The 15,236-nt window shown below is 68.4% G+C and carries 12 protein-coding genes; 2 read left to right on the plus strand and 10 right to left on the minus strand.

Annotated elements, in window-relative coordinates:
* Nucleotides 1-83: 83 nt before the first annotated feature.
* A complete protein-coding gene (gene fusA, locus SB751_RS19755) occupies nucleotides 84-2,189 on the minus strand; it encodes an elongation factor G (RefSeq protein ID WP_144203287.1) in 2,106 nt (701 codons plus the stop codon).
* Nucleotides 2,190-2,293: 104 nt separating this feature from the next.
* Complete coding sequence (locus tag SB751_RS19760; RefSeq protein ID WP_410748308.1) at nucleotides 2,294-3,199, minus strand: polysaccharide deacetylase family protein; 906 nt, start codon at nucleotides 3,197-3,199, stop codon at nucleotides 2,294-2,296.
* 342 nt (nucleotides 3,200-3,541) lie between these two features.
* Here SB751_RS19760 and SB751_RS19765 point away from each other — a divergent pair, with 342 nt between their 5' ends.
* Entirely contained in the window at nucleotides 3,542-4,252 is a 711-nt protein-coding gene (locus SB751_RS19765; protein ID WP_244844862.1) for a DUF3047 domain-containing protein, read from the plus strand.
* Here SB751_RS19765 and SB751_RS19770 read toward each other — a convergent pair.
* Complete coding sequence (locus SB751_RS19770) at nucleotides 4,249-5,028, minus strand: lipoate--protein ligase family protein (RefSeq protein WP_410748309.1); 780 nt, start codon at nucleotides 5,026-5,028, stop codon at nucleotides 4,249-4,251. The two genes, SB751_RS19765 and SB751_RS19770, sit on opposite strands and share 4 nt — an antisense overlap.
* 136 nt (nucleotides 5,029-5,164) lie before the next feature.
* On the opposite strand from SB751_RS19770, the gene SB751_RS19775 reads away from it, so the two are divergent.
* Nucleotides 5,165-6,727, plus strand: a complete 1,563-nt coding sequence (locus SB751_RS19775; RefSeq protein WP_144203293.1) for a methyl-accepting chemotaxis protein — start codon at nucleotides 5,165-5,167, stop codon at nucleotides 6,725-6,727.
* 81 nt (nucleotides 6,728-6,808) lie between these two features.
* Here the strand turns inward: SB751_RS19775 and SB751_RS19780 are convergent, their stop codons facing one another.
* The 7 genes from SB751_RS19780 to SB751_RS19810 form a co-directional block, all read right to left on the minus strand.
* On the minus strand, nucleotides 6,809-7,825 hold the full coding sequence (locus tag SB751_RS19780; protein ID WP_144203294.1) for an LLM class flavin-dependent oxidoreductase: 1,017 nt from the start codon (nucleotides 7,823-7,825) through the stop codon (nucleotides 6,809-6,811).
* A gap of 118 nt (nucleotides 7,826-7,943) precedes the next feature.
* Nucleotides 7,944-10,679 (minus strand): hypothetical protein, encoded by a 2,736-nt coding sequence (locus SB751_RS19785; RefSeq protein ID WP_144203297.1) that lies wholly within the window; start codon nucleotides 10,677-10,679, stop codon nucleotides 7,944-7,946.
* A gap of 72 nt (nucleotides 10,680-10,751) precedes the next feature.
* On the minus strand, nucleotides 10,752-11,729 hold the full coding sequence (locus tag SB751_RS19790) for a DedA family protein/thiosulfate sulfurtransferase GlpE (RefSeq protein ID WP_211943573.1): 978 nt from the start codon (nucleotides 11,727-11,729) through the stop codon (nucleotides 10,752-10,754).
* A gap of 115 nt (nucleotides 11,730-11,844) precedes the next feature.
* Nucleotides 11,845-12,300 carry an Hpt domain-containing protein gene (locus tag SB751_RS19795; RefSeq protein ID WP_410748310.1) on the minus strand — a complete coding sequence of 152 codons (456 nt, stop codon included), beginning with the start codon at nucleotides 12,298-12,300 and terminating at the stop codon, nucleotides 11,845-11,847.
* A 20-nt stretch (nucleotides 12,301-12,320) separates the two neighbouring features.
* Nucleotides 12,321-12,980: a response regulator transcription factor gene (locus SB751_RS19800; RefSeq protein WP_144203302.1), complete on the minus strand. Its 660-nt coding sequence runs from the start codon at nucleotides 12,978-12,980 to the stop codon at nucleotides 12,321-12,323.
* A gap of 337 nt (nucleotides 12,981-13,317) precedes the next feature.
* A complete protein-coding gene (locus SB751_RS19805; protein ID WP_144203304.1) occupies nucleotides 13,318-14,139 on the minus strand; it encodes a hypothetical protein in 822 nt (273 codons plus the stop codon).
* A gap of 384 nt (nucleotides 14,140-14,523) precedes the next feature.
* The gene (locus tag SB751_RS19810; RefSeq protein ID WP_144203306.1) at nucleotides 14,524-14,913 is read right to left on the minus strand and encodes an OsmC family protein; all 390 of its coding nucleotides are present in this window, start codon (nucleotides 14,911-14,913) and stop codon (nucleotides 14,524-14,526) included.
* Nucleotides 14,914-15,236 lie beyond the last annotated feature (323 nt).

The following is a 15,236-nucleotide window of genomic DNA, read 5'->3' on the forward strand; positions in this document are numbered from 1 at the left end:
GCCGGAGCATCATGCCATGAATCGATGACGGGTGGCGCATGGTGTTCTCCCCGCTCCCTCCGGGAAGGGGAGAACACCCGTGCTCAGTGCTTGCGCGAGCTGATCACCGCCTCGGCCACGTTGGCCGGGGCTTCGGCGTAGTGCTTGAACTCCATCGTGAAGGTGGCGCGGCCCTGGGTGAGGGAGCGCAGCGAGGTGGAGTAGCCGAACATCGTCGCCAGCGGCACCTCGGCGCGCACGATCTTGCCGCCGCCGCCCGCGATGTCTTCCATGCCGTGCACCATGCCGCGCCGCGAGGAGAGGTCGCCCATCACGTTGCCGGTGAATTCCTCGGGCGTTTCCACCTCCACGGACATCATCGGCTCCAGCAGCACCGGCTTGGCGCGGCGCATGCCCTCCTTGAACGCCATGGAGCCCGCCATGCGGAACGCGTTTTCGTTCGAATCCACATCGTGGTACGAGCCGAACACCAGCGTCGCCTTGACGTCCACCACCGGGTAGCCGGCCAGCACGCCAGCCTCCAGCGTCTCCTTGATGCCCTTGTCCACCGCCGGGATGAACTCGCGCGGCACCACGCCGCCCTTGATGGCGTCGACGAAGGCATAGCCGCCGCCCTGCGGCATCGGCTCGAGGTTGAGCACCACGTGGCCGTACTGGCCGCGCCCGCCCGACTGCTTGATGAACTTGCCTTCCACGTCCTTGGCCGCACCCTTGATGGTCTCGCGGTAGGCCACCTGCGGCTTGCCGACCGAGGCTTCCACGCCAAACTCGCGCTTCATCCGGTCCACCAGGATTTCCAGGTGCAGCTCGCCCATGCCCGAGATGATGGTCTGGCCGGACTCCTCGTCGGTTGCCACGCGGAACGACGGGTCTTCCTGGGCCAGCCGGTTCAGGGCGATGCCCATCTTCTCCTGGTCGGCCTTGGTCTTCGGCTCCACGGCCTGCGAGATCACCGGTTCCGGGAAGGTCATGCGTTCGAGGATGATGACCTTGTCGGGGTCGCACAGGGTGTCGCCCGTGGTGGCCTCCTTGAGGCCCACGGCCGCGGCGATATCGCCGGCGCGCACTTCCTTGATCTCGTTGCGGACGTTGGCGTGCATCTGCAGGATGCGCCCCAGCCGCTCGCGCTTGGACTTGACCGGGTTGTAGACCGTGTCGCCCGAATTCACCACGCCCGAATACACGCGGAAGAAGATCAGCTGGCCGACGAACGGGTCGGTCATGATCTTGAAGGCGAGCGCAGAGAACGGCTCCTCGTCGTTCGGGTGGCGCTCGGCCTCCTTGTCGTCCTCGGTGTGGCCGAGGATGGCGGGCACGTCCGCCGGCGACGGCAGGTAGTCGATCACCGCGTCCAGCATCGCCTGCACGCCCTTGTTCTTGAACGCGCTGCCGCATAGCATCGGTACGATTTCACCGGCGATGGTGCGCTTGCGCAGCCCGGCCTTGATCTCTTCCTCGGTCAGCGGCTCGCCGCTCAGGTAGCGCTCCAGCAGGTCCTCGCTGGCTTCGGCGGCGGCCTCGACCATCTTCTCGCGCCATGTCTGCGCGGTGGCCTGCAGCGCGGCCGGGATCTCGGTGTACTCGAAGCGCACGCCCTGGCTCGCATCGTCCCAGACGATGGCTCGCATTTTCACGAGATCGACCACGCCCTGGAAATGATCCTCGGCGCCAACCGGAATCTGGATCAGCACGGCGTTGCCCTTCAGGCGGTCGGCGATCTGGGATTGCACGCGGAAGAAGTCGGCGCCCACGCGGTCCATCTTGTTGACGAACGCGATGCGCGGCACCTTGTACTTGTTGGCCTGGCGCCAGACGGTTTCCGACTGCGGCTGCACGCCGCCCACGGCGTCATAGACCATGCAGGCGCCGTCGAGCACGCGCATGGAGCGTTCCACCTCGATGGTGAAGTCCACGTGGCCGGGGGTGTCGATGATGTTGATGCGATGCTCGGGATAATTCCCGGCCATCCCCTTCCAGAAGGCCGTGGTGGCGGCCGACGTGATGGTGATGCCGCGCTCCTGCTCCTGCTCCATCCAATCCATGGTGGCGGCCCCGTCGTGCACCTCGCCCAGCTTGTGGTTCACGCCGGTGTAGAACAGGATGCGCTCGGTCGTCGTCGTCTTGCCGGCGTCGATATGCGCGCTGATGCCGATGTTGCGATAGCGTTCGATGGGGGTCTTGCGGGGCACGGTGATTCTCCGGTTAGGGCACCACGGGCCGTTAGCGTAGCACTTCTACGAATTCCTCGTGCAGTGCCGCATGGCCGACCGGGCCCGGCCGGATCAGGCGCCGGTCAGGGCCAGCTTTGCCGCGCGTAGTCGCCGTCCCTGGCACGCACCAAAGCGGCGCGTTCTGCGGCGCGCGCATCGGTATAGAACGGCGGATCGGCCAGCGGCAGGCCGTTCTCGCGCGCGGCATCGACGAGGATCTGGAGGTACTCGGTCATGTGCGACGCCGTGTAGTCGTTGGTGTCATGAAAACTCACCACCACCGGCACCACGCCGTTCACCGGCTGGAGCCGCCGCGCGCCGATGGCCGCGCGCACCTGCTCCAGCTCGCTCACCATATGGGAGCGCCGCCGCAGGCTGATGTGCCAGCCGTAGATCTTGCCGTCGCGCGCGTTGGCGTCGGCCATGAGCATGCCCAGGCCCAGTCCCTGGTAGACGCCCCGCGTCTCATCGTTATAGGCCCAGTTGGGCGGCCGTACCAGTTGCGCCACCTGGCGGCACTGGGCGGCGATGTCCGCCTCGCCCGCGCGCAGCGACGCCGCCAGCTCGGTTGGCGCCAGCTTGGTGTGGGAGACATGGCCCTCCACCAGGCCGCTGTGCACGGCGAGCAGGTGGCCGGCGGCGCAGGTCTCGCGCATCTGGGCGCGCCCTGCCGGGCCGCCGCCCCGGCGCGGATGCGCCGTCTGGACGAAGAAGATGGCCTTGATGCCGGGCGTGATCGGGTTGTCGGCCAGCTGGCGCAGGATCAGCGGCGTGCTGCCGTCCGGGCCGGCGTCGGGGCCATCGTCGAACGTCAGCAGGAAGCGCAGCGGCGGCAGCCTGGCGGCAGGCTTGGCGAACGCCACCGGCGTGGCGCTGGCGGGCGGCTCCGGGGCCTCGGCCACGGGGAAGACCCAATCGGCAAACCCGGACACGGGCGCGGCCAGGAACAGGGCGGCGGACAACAAGGATCGAACGACAGCAGCACGCATGCGGGAATCAGGGGAGCGGAGACGACAGCGCGCGGCCAGACCCGCACCGCGCGAGGCAGCACGATACCACCGGCCTGCGGCCCGGCCGTGGCCCACTTTGTAAGCAGGTATGTGAAGTGGTGAATGCGGTACTTATGGCGGGCGTGCGCCCGATCCTGTCAGTGTCCGTCCGAAGCCGATTTCGGCTTACGCCGCACGGTGCGTGGCAGCGGCGCTTTCTACAATGGACTGGCTTGTCCATGCGAATAGTCTGAATTTCACCCGTTCTTCCCCCGTTACCACAACAAAAAGGCGGTCACGATGCGCGCCCCGGTCCTTCGTCTTACTCGTCCCATATTGCTGATGCTGGCCGCCATGGTGGCGTCCACGGGCATGACCTTCGCCACGGCGGCCCGTGCCGACGGCCCCGGCGTTGCCTTCTCGGCCAGCCGGCCCGGCGGCGCGCTGCCGGAGGGCTGGCAGAACAAGCCCGTGGTCAGCGGCAAAACCCTCACGCGCTACACGCTGGTGGCCGACCAAGGTACGACGGTGCTCGAGGCCGACGCCGCCGGCGCGGCCTCCGGCCTGATCCACGCGGGCGATGTCGACCTCGCCGCCACGCCGGTCGTGCAATGGCGCTGGAAGGTGGCCGGCCCGATCCCGGATGCCGACAACCGCGACGCCAAGCGCGAAGACGCCCCCGCGCGGCTGGTGTTCTTCTTCGACGGCGAAAGCAGCAACCTGTCGATTGGCGAGCGCGCCGGCATGGCCATCTCGGGCGCGGTCGGCGACAAGCTGCCCTACGCCACGCTGATGTATATCTGGACCAACAGCGCCCCGGTCGGCACGGTCATCGCCAATCCGCATACCAACCGGGTGCAGATGATTGTGGTGGGCGGGGCGGCCGATGCCGGCAAATGGCAGAAGCTGCGCCGCAATGTGAGTGCGGACTTCCAGAAAGTCTTCCGCGAGAAGCCGGGCAAGCTGCTGGGTTATGGCCTGATGACCGATACCGACAACACCGGCGCCAACGCGCGCGCCTGGTACGGCGACATCCGCTTTACCGCGCGCTAGATGCCGGGCGGCGGCGTGCGCGCGATGGCGGCGCGGATCGCCTCGGCCACGCGCACGGTCAGTTGCGGGGCCAGCTGCGGATCATCCTCGATGCCGGCGGCCTCGCGCACGCTGACCACCTTGGCCGGGTCGTAGTGCCGGCCGCTTCCGATGGCGTCCTCGAACGCATTGGCGCGGGCATTGATCTCGACCGGGTCCGCGCTCACCAGCAGGATGGCGTGCGCCAGCACCAGATGGCGCTGGCCATCGGCCGACTGCGCGGCGGCCGGCGCGCGGCGCCAGTACTGCGCGGTGCCGGCGATCTTGCGCGCGAGAACGCTCATCCCCCCGCCCGGCCCCCAGGCCAGGTTGTAGCGCCCGTCGCAGAACGACCCCTCCACCGCCTGCCAGTGCGTCTCCACGCCCAGCTGGCGCAGCCCGGCGCCCAGCACCTCGCAGAGGTGGATATAAACCGGCTCCATCCACGTGGCCGCGCCCTTCGGCACCGCATAGGCCAGGCTCACGTTCAGGATGCCCGGCCCCTGCGGCACCAGCCCGCCACCGGACATGCGCAGCCAGACCGGGCAGCCCCGGGCGGCAAAGTCCGCGCGGGCGGCCTCGATGCCGGGCTGGCGCAGGTAGCTGCGCGGAATCACCAGCGACAGCGGCGCCTCCCACAGCTGCGCCACCGGGCCGCGCAGGGCGGCGTGGTCCAGCAGCGCCAGTTCGCCCTGCAGCGGATCGGCCTCGGTCGGGTCTGGATCGATGAAGGAGAAGGCGGACGGCTGAGCGGTCATGGCAGGGGCTCCAGGTGGACAGTGCTGCGCAATTTTCCCGATCATCGCGCATATTGGCCACCCGTTGCTAACGGAAGCTAAGGGAATGGGGATGTGGCGTCGTTAATCCCAGGGAATTCCCAACAGACTCCCGACCATGAACCGTCTCACACTGAACACCAAACTCTGGGCGGCGCTTGCCGTCATGTGGCTGCTGCTGCTCGCGCTGGGTACCTGGAACGCCTTCCACGCCAGGTCCGTGATGATGGGCGAGCGGCGCGAGAGCCTGCAGTCGCTGGTCGCCACCGGCGAAGGCATCGTCAAGATGTACGCGGCGCGCGCCGCCAAGGGCCAGATGTCGAAGGAAGACGCCCAGACCGCCGCCAAGGACGCGCTGCGCGCGATGCGCTTCGGCCAGAACGGCTACCTGTTCATCGTCGATTCCAAGCCGCAGGTGATCCTGAACCCGGGCCTGCCGCAGACCGAGGGCAACATGGTCGGCGAGTTCAAGGACCCGGATGGCGTCTACGTCTACCGCGCCATCCTGGAGGGCGCGCGCCGCACCACCGGCCCCGAGGCCGGCTTCTCGACCTACCGTGGCCGTCTGCCCGGCACCGAGAACCCGCAGCGCAAGCTTACCTATGGCCGCCACGTGGCGGACTGGGACTGGTTCGTGGCCACCGGCGTGTTCCTGGTCGATGTGGAAGACGCGTTCCGCGCCAACCTGATCAACGCCCTGGTCAGCACGCTGCTGATTGGCGCGCTGATCGCGGCGGTGATGCTCTGGCTGATGCGCACCGTCAAACGCAGCCTCGGCGGCGAGCCGGCCTACGCGGTGGAAGCGGTCACGCGCATCGCCGGCGGCGACCTGACCGTGCCAGTGGTCGTGCGCGCTGGCGACGAGCACAGCGTGCTGGCCGCCATGCAGCGCATGCAGACCCGCCTGGCGGGCACGCTGGGCGAGATTCGCGGCGCGGCGGGCTCCATCGCCACGGCCACGGATCAGATCTCGGCGGGCAATACCGACCTCTCCCAGCGCACCGAAGAGCAGGCTTCGGCACTTGAGCAGACCGCGTCGAGCATGGAAGAGCTGACCGGCATCGTGCGCCAGAACGCGGACAACGCGCGGCAGGCCAGCGCGCTGGCCGTGAACGCCTCGGATATCGCCAACCGGGGCGGCGACGTGGTCAGCGAGGTGGTGGCGACGATGGGCGAGATCAACAACGCCTCGCGCCAGATCGTCGACATCATCGGCGTGATCGAAGGCATCGCCTTCCAGACCAATATCCTGGCGCTGAACGCCGCCGTGGAAGCGGCCCGGGCCGGCGAGCAGGGCCGGGGGTTTGCCGTGGTGGCGGGTGAGGTGCGCAGCCTGGCCCAGCGCAGCGCCAACGCCGCGAAGGAGATCAAGACGCTGATCGACAACTCGGTGGCGCAGGTGGACAACGGCTCGGTACTGGTGGCCAAGGCCGGCGAGACCATGCACGAGGTGGTGGGCGCGGTGCGCCGCGTGACTGACATCATGGGCGAGATCAGCGCGGCCTCCGCCGAGCAGAGCACCGGCATCGAGCAGGTGGGCCAGGCCGTGACGCAGATGGATTCGGTGACGCAGCAGAACGCGGCACTGGTGGAGGAAGCGGCCGCCGCCGCCCATTCGCTGGCCGAGCAGGCGCAGTCGATGATGCGCGCGGTGTCGGCGTTCCGGCTGGCGACGGCCTGATCGATCCGGCTCGTACTGAAACGAAAACCGCGGCCGGGGCCGCGGTTTTTGCTTTCTGGCGCTGGCGCTGGCGCTGACGGTTCAGGCCAGTTGCGCGGGCGAGAGCGAGAGGGCGCGCACCGCCTTCGCGGCAATCTCGAACGACTTGAGCCGCGCCGCGTGGTCGTAGATCTGGCCGGTCAGCATCAGTTCGTCCGGGCGCAGGTCGTCCACGAAACGTTGCAGGCCCTCGCGCACGGCAGCGGGGTCGCCCACCACCGAGACCGCCAGCGAGCGGCGGATGTGGTCGGCCTCGCTGGCGTCCCAGAGCGGGTCCATGTTGTCCACCGGCGGCTTGAGCTGGCCCGGCGTGCCGCGCACCAGCGCCAGGAACTGCTGCTGGAGCGACGAGAACAGCCGGCGCGCCTCGTCGCCGGTATCGGCGGCGAATACGTTGACGCCGAGCATCACGTGCGGGCGGTCCAGCTGTTCGGACGGGCGGAAGGTGCGCCGGTACAGGTCCACGGCCTGGCGCATGAAGCCGGGCGCAAAGTGCGATGCGAACGCGAACGGCAGCCCCATCGCGGCGGACAGCTGCGCGCTGAACAGGCTCGAGCCGAGCAGCCACAGCGGCACCTTCAGGCCCGCGCCGGGCACCGCGCGCAGGCGCTGGCCCGGGCGCACCTCATCGAAATAGGCCTGCAGCTCTTCTACATCCTGCGGGAAGGTGTCGGCGCTGTCGTGGCTCAACTGGCGGCGCAGCGCGCGCGCGGTGGCCTGGTCGGAGCCGGGCGCGCGGCCCAGCCCGAGGTCGATGCGGCCCGGATACAGCGCGGCCAGCGTGCCGAACTGCTCGGCAATCACCAGCGGCGAGTGGTTCGGCAGCATCACGCCGCCCGAGCCGACGCGGATGGTGGACGTGCCATTCGCCACGTAGCCGATCAGCACGGACGTGGCGGCGCTGGCAATGCCGGGCATGTTGTGATGTTCGGCCAGCCAGAAGCGGCGATAGCCAAGGCGTTCGGCGTGCTGCGCCAGGTCCAGCGTGTTGCGCATGGCCTGGCCGGCATCGCTGCCTTCCACGATCGGTGAAAGGTCGAGCAGGGAATACGGAATCATGGATGCGGGACGCGGCCGGGGTGACCGGCGCGCCATGTGGAGAGGGAAACGGGGCTATGGTAGTCACGCGCGCCGAATCGTGCTGGCGCCGGCCAAGTAGCCCTGCTGACCGTGGGGGCTAGGTGAACAGCCGCTGCGCCATGGGCCCCTGTGCAATGCGCCGGCCGATGTCGAACCCGAGCGCGCGGTAGCTTTCCCACTGCGCTTCGTCGAAGAACTGGTCGGCGGTGCCCTGCTGCGGGAAGTCGCGATGGACCGCGCCGTACTGGCGCACATCGGCCGGCGCGGTGGGCGTGAGGCGCGGCTTGAGCAGGATGATGCGGGTGACCGGCGGGGCGTCCGGCGCGCCACCCTGGCCGGCCACATAGGCATTGAGCAGCAGCCCGACCTTCGTCCGGCTTTCCGGGCTGGCATCGGCGGCAAAGTCGTCCAGGGTGCCGAACACGGTCTTGAGCACCGGGTCGCTCGCGGCGGCGGTGTCCACGACGATCTCGAGCCCGAAGTCGATGCGGGCCAGCCGGATCAGGTTGGCGAGATCCTTGAAGCGGTAGTCGGCGTCGCAGCCGCAGTCGCACAGCACGATCAGCGCCACGCGCCGCTCCGGGCGCAGCAGTTCATAGACGGCGGTGTTCTCAAAATGGCCGCCATCGGACAGGTACTGCCAGCCCCGGCGCGTGCCGTGGAAGCGCGCGGCGAGTTCGCACCCCAGGTAGTACTGCGTGCGGAACAGCCCGGTCAGCACGCCGAGCGTGGGCCGCGCGCGCCCTGCCGTGCCGCGCCGGCGCATCGGGGCGTGCGCGCCGCCGCTATCCAGCCGCGATGGCCACCAGACGCCGAGCCGCAGGTTGGCGAACCCCATCAGCAGCGAGGTGCCCAGCGTGGAGGCGCGGCCGAGGCCGGTGGAGATGGCGGCGCCCGAGATCGCCACCCAGTCGCCCACGGTGCGCGCGTGGGCCATCTCGCCGGGATGGCGGCGGAAGGTGCGTTCCTGCGACATCGCGCAGCAAGGCCGTCCATCGACGCTGAATCGCACGTAGGTGTCGGCGGGCAGGTGCTGCGGGGCGCCCGGCTGGGCCAGCGCGGGGCCCGGCGAGACGCAGAGCGGCTTGCCCTTGCGGTCGCGCTGCACGAGCTGCTCGGCGGGATCGACGGTCAGGTTCAGCGTGACGTTGATCAGGTGCAGCGGCGCCAGCACGCGGGGATCGTAATAGTCGTTGAGGCTCAGGGCGTCGTCCGGGGCGGGCTCGGCCACGCTGAAGCGCTGGCGCGTCTCCCGGCTGTCCGCCGCGGCGGTGAAGCGGTTGCCGTTGGAGGCGCCCAGGTACGCGCGCGTGAGCCGGGAGGCATAGAACGACTGGAGCGTGGACAGGTTCAGGAAGCCCGCGAAGCGCCCCACCACCATTGCCATGACCAGCGCGAGCCCCGTCAGCACGGCCAGTGCGGGCGTGGTCCAGGCTTTGCCGAAGACGAGCCAGTCGACCGGCTCGCCGCCGTCCCATCGCACCCAGAGCACGATCCACGACCAGAGCACGAAGACGAGCAGCGCCAGCACCGCCGCCAGCGTCCCGGCCAGCAGCGAGACGGGCAGGCGGCCCAGCATCGCGCGCCAGGACGAATCGCCGGCGCCCTTGTGGCCGTTATCGAGCAGATTGGCGCCATAGCGGACCAGCCAGACCAGCACGCCCAGCGAGCCGGCCGGGCCGAGCGCGCCCCACGGGTGCTCGGCCAGATAGCTATAGAGATAGCAGGTGCGCGCGGCGGTATCGGCAAGGCCCAGCGCGGCCAGCGCGCCGGTGACCCCCATCGCCGTGCGCAGCGCCCGCGTGGCGCGCACGCGGAACATGGTCACCGAGCGCGGGGCCGGCATCACCATGACCAGGCAAGCCGCCACCCCCAGCCAGGCCAGGATGCCGATGGCGAAGCAGGCGTACGCCAGTTGGGGCGACGGCTGCAGGCGCTGGAACCACCATGCGGTGGCCAGGAAGGCCGCGCCGATCAGCGCCGCGAGCAGCACGGCGTTGTTCAGCACCCGTACAGGCTGGCGCGGGTCGTCCGAACGCGGGTAGACCAGCCAGAACGCGATACCGGGCGGCACGGCGAACAGCAGCGCCGACGCCACCGGCAGCCACAGCAGGGGACTCCACCAGATGGCCAGCCGTTCGTTGTAGAACGCCTGGCGTGCGGCGTAGAGCAGGTCCATCTCGTTGCGGGCCAGTCCGTGCCACGCGCCCGTGGCCAGGTGCAGGCCCAGCGCCAGCGCGGCCAGCAGCACCAGTAGTGCGCTGCCAATCACATATTGCATGGCCAGCCAGTTGCGCACCACCACGGCGGCGGCGTAGAGGTTGTCGCCCGCGCCGGTGGGGGTGAGGTAGCGGCCGTTCTCGCGCAGCCACGCCACGGCGGCCCGGCCCGGTGTCTCGGCATAGGAGACCGAGGTGTGGATGCGGCCCGGCGGTTCGTATTGCATCGTCCGGTAGGCGTCCTGCGCGGCCTGCACGGCGCCGGTGCCGCGCCGCAGCCGGCCGGGCACGAACAGGCTGACGAAGAACGCGCCAAGGTAGCCGCCGCCGCTGACGGTGGAGAGATAGTCGAACTGGGCCAGCAGCGATTGGGTGCCGGCCACGGTGGGGGAGGGCGGGGTGTCGAGGGGTGTTCGGGCGGGAGTCTGGGCAGGATTCGGCGCTTCGGCCAGCGCCTGCATGACGCCGAGGCAGAACGTGGCGCTGCGGATGCCGCCGCCGGAGAGGGCGAGCGCGTAGGTCTGGCCGGCGTTGTGCCGGGGAATCTCGAGCATGCGCCGGCGGTGCGCCACGCGCGCGGCTTCATCGTCCCAACCCGGGTCTTCGCCTGGCATGCCGCCCTCCCTGCACAATGGCCTGGGCCAAGTATAGGAAGCGGCGGTTGATCCGGGGGGACTGCGGGTGGATTAGTGCGCGGCGGCTTGCTTGGTGGGGTCGTTGCTGGCCTCGTCGGACTGGGTCGACAAGGCGCCCTGCAGGCGCTTCCATTCGTCGAACCCGCCCGCCAGCGCCCAGGTGCGGCGGTATCCCGCCACACGCAGCCGCTCCGCCAGTACGGCGGCGGACATCTCATGAGGGCAGGCGCAATAGACCACGATGTCATGTTCGGGCGAATGTTCGCCCAGGGCTTCCAGCGGCGCGTGCAGCTCCATGACCAGCGCGCCGGGAATCCGCTCGATGGGGGCCACGCCATGCGCGCGCACGTCCACCACCAGTGGCGGCGCGCCCGCCGAGCGGCGCGACTCCAGCTCCATCACCGTCATCCGCGGAATCCGGCCGGTGCGGCGCAGCAGGCGCCAGCGCAGCCAGAAGCGCCAGGCAATGAACAGCGCGAACGCGCCGCCCGCGACCAGCACGGCGATATGGCCGTAGGTGCTGAACGCGGCCAGGATCGTATCGACGAAATCACTGAACACCACGCCCGCCAGCAGGGCCCCGCCGGCCCAGACCAGCGCGCCGAGGGCGTCGTAGAACAGGAAGGTCATGAACGGCGTGGAGGTCATGCCGGCCATGGCCGTGGAGAGCGCCCCGGCGCCGGGCAGCAGCTTGGCGAAGACCAGCGAGCGGGGCCCCACGCGCAGGTACAGCGACTGGGTCTGCCGGATGCAGGTGTCGGGGGAGAGGGAGACGCGGCAGATCGTGCGCAGCATCGGCTGGCCCAGCCGCTTGCCGGCGAAGTACCACGCCGTATCGGCGATCAGGCAGGCGGAGATCACCGCGAACAGCACGGCGCCAATCGACGGACCAGACTCCTGCATCGACAGCGCACCCGCCACGAACATCATCGGATAGGCCGGCACCGGCAGGCCGGCCTGCTCGGCCAGCACGCTCAGGAACACCAGGGACAGCCCGTGGCTGTCCAGCAAGGCCTGCAAATCACCCACGACATGTCTCCCGCCAGAAAAGGGGTCCGGCGCGAAAAGAAGGGGGGCGGCCGGATGGACCCACAGTGTGCCAGCGCCACGGGCGGCGTGCACTGCCATGATGCGGACAGGGTCATCAAGTTCCTTGAATGTGGCTGGACGGCGACGTGCCATCGCCCGGATCCGGGCTGCCGGCGTGGGCGGGGGCGCCGGGTGCGGCCGCTTGCAGGGCGATCAGCGCGTCGTTGAATTCGGTCACGATGGCGACATAGCGCGGCAGTAGCGCATCGATCACGGCGCGTTTGCCCTGGCGCGCGGCGGACTCCAGCGACTTGCCAGCCGCCACGAGCGTCGGGCAGCGGGCCAGCGCGGCGCTGCCCTTGGTGCGGTGCACGGCGCGCTGCACGCCGGTCCAGTCGCCCGTTGCCACCGTCCGCTGCAGGTTGGCCATGTCTGCCTCGTTGGTCTCGATCAGCCGCGCGAGCAGCATCCGGTAGAGCGCGGGGTCGTCCCGCGCCGCGTTGGCCACCGCCGTGCCCATGGCCTCGCGTTCGGCGCGGGGCAGAACCCGGCGGGCCCCGGCGTGGGTCATGGCGCGAGTCATGGCGCGAGTCAAGGCGTCAGGTGGCAACGGCGGGCGAAGTCGACCAGATCGACCAGGGATTCGGCGCGCAGCTTGGCCATGATGCGCGCCTTGTAGCTGCTGACGGTCTTGTTGCTGATGAACAGCGCGTTGCCGATGATCTTGTTGCTCATACCGCGCGCGAGCATGCGCAGGATGACCACTTCCTTGTCCGACAACTTGCGCAGGCCTTCGTCGTCGCTGACCATGCGGGACTCGCGCGAGGAGTCGCTGAACGAGATGGCCGTGGCGGGATTGGCGCTCGCGCCGTTCGGGAACACGGTAAAGCCGCCGAGCACGCTTTCCACGCAGCGGACGATGGCGTCCATGTCCTGCGTCTTGCTGATGAAGCCCTGCGCGCCGGCCTGGTAGGCGCGCGCGGCGAACGGCGTGGGGTTCTGGGCGGTCAGGATCAGGATGCGCACGCCCGGGTGGAGCGCGCGCATGCGCGGCGTGGCATCTAGCCCGCTCATGCGGGGGATGTCGAGATCCAGCACAACGAGGTCGGGTTTGTGTCGACGCACTGCCTCGATGGCGCTCTGGCCGTTGTCGGCTTCGAGCAGCACATTCACGCCCAGCAGCTGCGAGAGACGGGCGCACATGGCAAGCCGCAGCGCGGGGTGATCGTCAACGATCAGGATGGTTGTCATGCGTTACTGCCTTGCGGCCGCGCCACGCGGGCGGGCCAGGGGTCATCACTGACTGGGCAGTATATGGAGATAGCGCCGCTCCGTTTGTGGGAAGTTTCCGCAATCGCTGTGTGAAATTTCCCCAATTGGGCCGCACTAGATCCAGATCATGTTCGCGTCACATTTTTTGTCACCCATAGGCTACGGGTTATCCCAAAAAAATAGCGGCCCTCCACCAACATGGGGGGCCGCAAATCGGGAATGCGAGGAGGTCAGAATCCTCAAGAAGTGTTATCGGCACCTCAGGGCGACGCTAATCCCTACTTAGGTGGGGCCAGCGTCACACGACCTTCCTCTGTCAGGCGATGAGCCGATCCGGATGATTGGCCGGCCCCGTCGCGGCCCGCACGCGCCGCACGCCGGCTTCCATCTCCGCGTGCGCGGCGTCCAGCCACGCGATGCGGTGGCGCACGGGGTCGTTAGGTGACAGATCGTGGGCGGAAATCTCGCGCAGGAAATACCGGACCATGCTGCCGGCGCGCGCGGGCACCGGCATCATGCCCAGCATCTGGCTCCGATCGATCAGACCCAGCCCGGCGGCATGCCGCAGTCCCGCCCACGCCGTACGCCCGAGACCAATATAGAGCGCGCGTCGATGGCACTGCCCGAGCCGCGCGAGGAAGAGCGACTCGAAGACGGTGCGGAGCATGGGCACATCGAGCAGTTCGTCGAGCGGGCCGTCGAACGCGAGCCCGCGCCGCGTGGTGGCATGGGGCAGGAGCGCAAGCGGCTGGATGGCGTCGAAGCCATCGTTCCACAAGGCGGCCGCGTGCGGTTGCCCGATCAGCTCGGGCACGCGGAAGTGGTCGAGCATGCGGATCAGGTTGGGCCGTACGAGCCGGCCGCCCAGTTCCACGCGCCGTTTGTTCTCGCGCTGGATGCTCCGCCCGGGCGTATGCGCGAGCAGCAGTTCCTCCGTGACCGACGCGGCGAGCCGCACGTGGGTGTGGCCCGGCGTGGTGCTCACCAGCACCAGGCGCGCACCGGCGTTCCGATGCTCGAACGGCACGTAAGCCATGGTGTACGTCCCGTCCTGATCCACCATCACGGGTTTGTCCGCAATGGCTCGCGCGCCGCCACGCCGGATGCGCGCGCAATACTCTTCGATGTAGTTCGCCAAGATGTCCCCGCTCCAATGCTTCCCTGCTGCTTGCTGCCATGTCTTGTTTTGGCTTCATGTTAAGCCGCGGTACATGGCTAAGAAAGCGCCCAAGTGGCGTCCGGAGCGCGTTACAACACAGGCTTGGTTGGCGAGCGAACCAATGAGACCAGATGGCCCTACGTATGAGGGGATCGCGGGATGTGGATCGCGCTGTAGGACAACGTTGCGCGACGGTTGGGTCAGGATGATGACGGGGGGGAGCGGCCGCTGGAGCCGCCAGCAAAAAAGGCCGGACACGAAACGTGTCCGGTAACCCATTTGCTGACTCAGGTCGTGTCAGAAACCCGAGAACTCAAATGATAACCATTATCATTTGCCGGGTCAATGAATACGACGTCGCCTTCAGGCGGTGAGCGTGGTCTCGATCGAAATCTGGGCGGACAGCGATTTGTGCACCGGGCACTTGTTGGCCACGCGTAGCAGATCTTCGCGCACGTTCGGCGGCAGCTCGCCATCGATTCTGACGGTGCGGATCATCTTGTAGGTGCCTGGTGCCTCCTCGTGCCGGACCGAGACGTGTACCTCGCGCAGGTCATAGCCCTTGCGCTTGGCGTAGACCTGGAGCGTGAGCGTGGTGCATGCTGCCAGCGCGGAGTCGAGCAGATCGTGGGGGTTCGGCAGCGACGGGTCGCCTGCGGGGGCATCGAGGTCCGCGCGCCACGTGGCGGTCTCATTGCGCAGGTCGCAGGCGCTCGCGCCCGAGGCGGCCAGCCAGGTTGCTTCGATTGTCATGGGTGATTGTCCTCAGGAGATGGGAGGGCGGGAACCGGTCCCGGACTGATGATTCTATATATAGGGGGCCGACATCGCGCCGAGGAGGTGCCGTGATCGTCATTTCCAGAAAAATCTGAAGTTTTGATGACAAACCCCTTGCCAGCCTGCGCTGGCTCCCTTAATATTCGCCCCCTCGCAACACAAACCGCGCTGCAAACGCAGCAGCGACAAGGGTTGCGGGGTTGATGGGTGGTCGGGCTGAGCAGTTTTGCAGCGCTGACCGCAGCGAAAAAAACTTCGCTGACCTGTTGACGAAACGCAGGTTGTTCTTCATAATCTCG

Source organism: Cupriavidus sp. SIMBA_020 (assembly GCF_046535395.1).
In the GTDB taxonomy this organism is placed as follows: domain Bacteria; phylum Pseudomonadota; class Gammaproteobacteria; order Burkholderiales; family Burkholderiaceae; genus Cupriavidus; species Cupriavidus campinensis.

Excerpts from the sequence above, each read along its gene's own strand:
- SB751_RS19795 (WP_410748310.1), bottom strand. The coding sequence starts at position 12,300 with ATGACCCACGCCGGGGCCCGCCGGGTTCTGCCCCGCGCCGAACGCGAG.
- SB751_RS19810 (WP_144203306.1), bottom strand. The coding sequence starts at position 14,913 with ATGACAATCGAAGCAACCTGGCTGGCCGCCTCGGGCGCGAGCGCCTGC.
- SB751_RS19765 (WP_244844862.1), top strand. The coding sequence starts at position 3,542 with ATGCTGGCCGCCATGGTGGCGTCCACGGGCATGACCTTCGCCACGGCG.
- SB751_RS19760 (WP_410748308.1), bottom strand. The coding sequence starts at position 3,199 with ATGCGTGCTGCTGTCGTTCGATCCTTGTTGTCCGCCGCCCTGTTCCTG.
- SB751_RS19785 (WP_144203297.1), bottom strand. The coding sequence starts at position 10,679 with ATGCCAGGCGAAGACCCGGGTTGGGACGATGAAGCCGCGCGCGTGGCG.
- SB751_RS19770 (WP_410748309.1), bottom strand. The coding sequence starts at position 5,028 with ATGACCGCTCAGCCGTCCGCCTTCTCCTTCATCGATCCAGACCCGACC.
- SB751_RS19780 (WP_144203294.1), bottom strand. The coding sequence starts at position 7,825 with ATGATTCCGTATTCCCTGCTCGACCTTTCACCGATCGTGGAAGGCAGC.
- SB751_RS19775 (WP_144203293.1), top strand. The coding sequence starts at position 5,165 with ATGAACCGTCTCACACTGAACACCAAACTCTGGGCGGCGCTTGCCGTC.
- SB751_RS19800 (WP_144203302.1), bottom strand. The coding sequence starts at position 12,980 with ATGACAACCATCCTGATCGTTGACGATCACCCCGCGCTGCGGCTTGCC.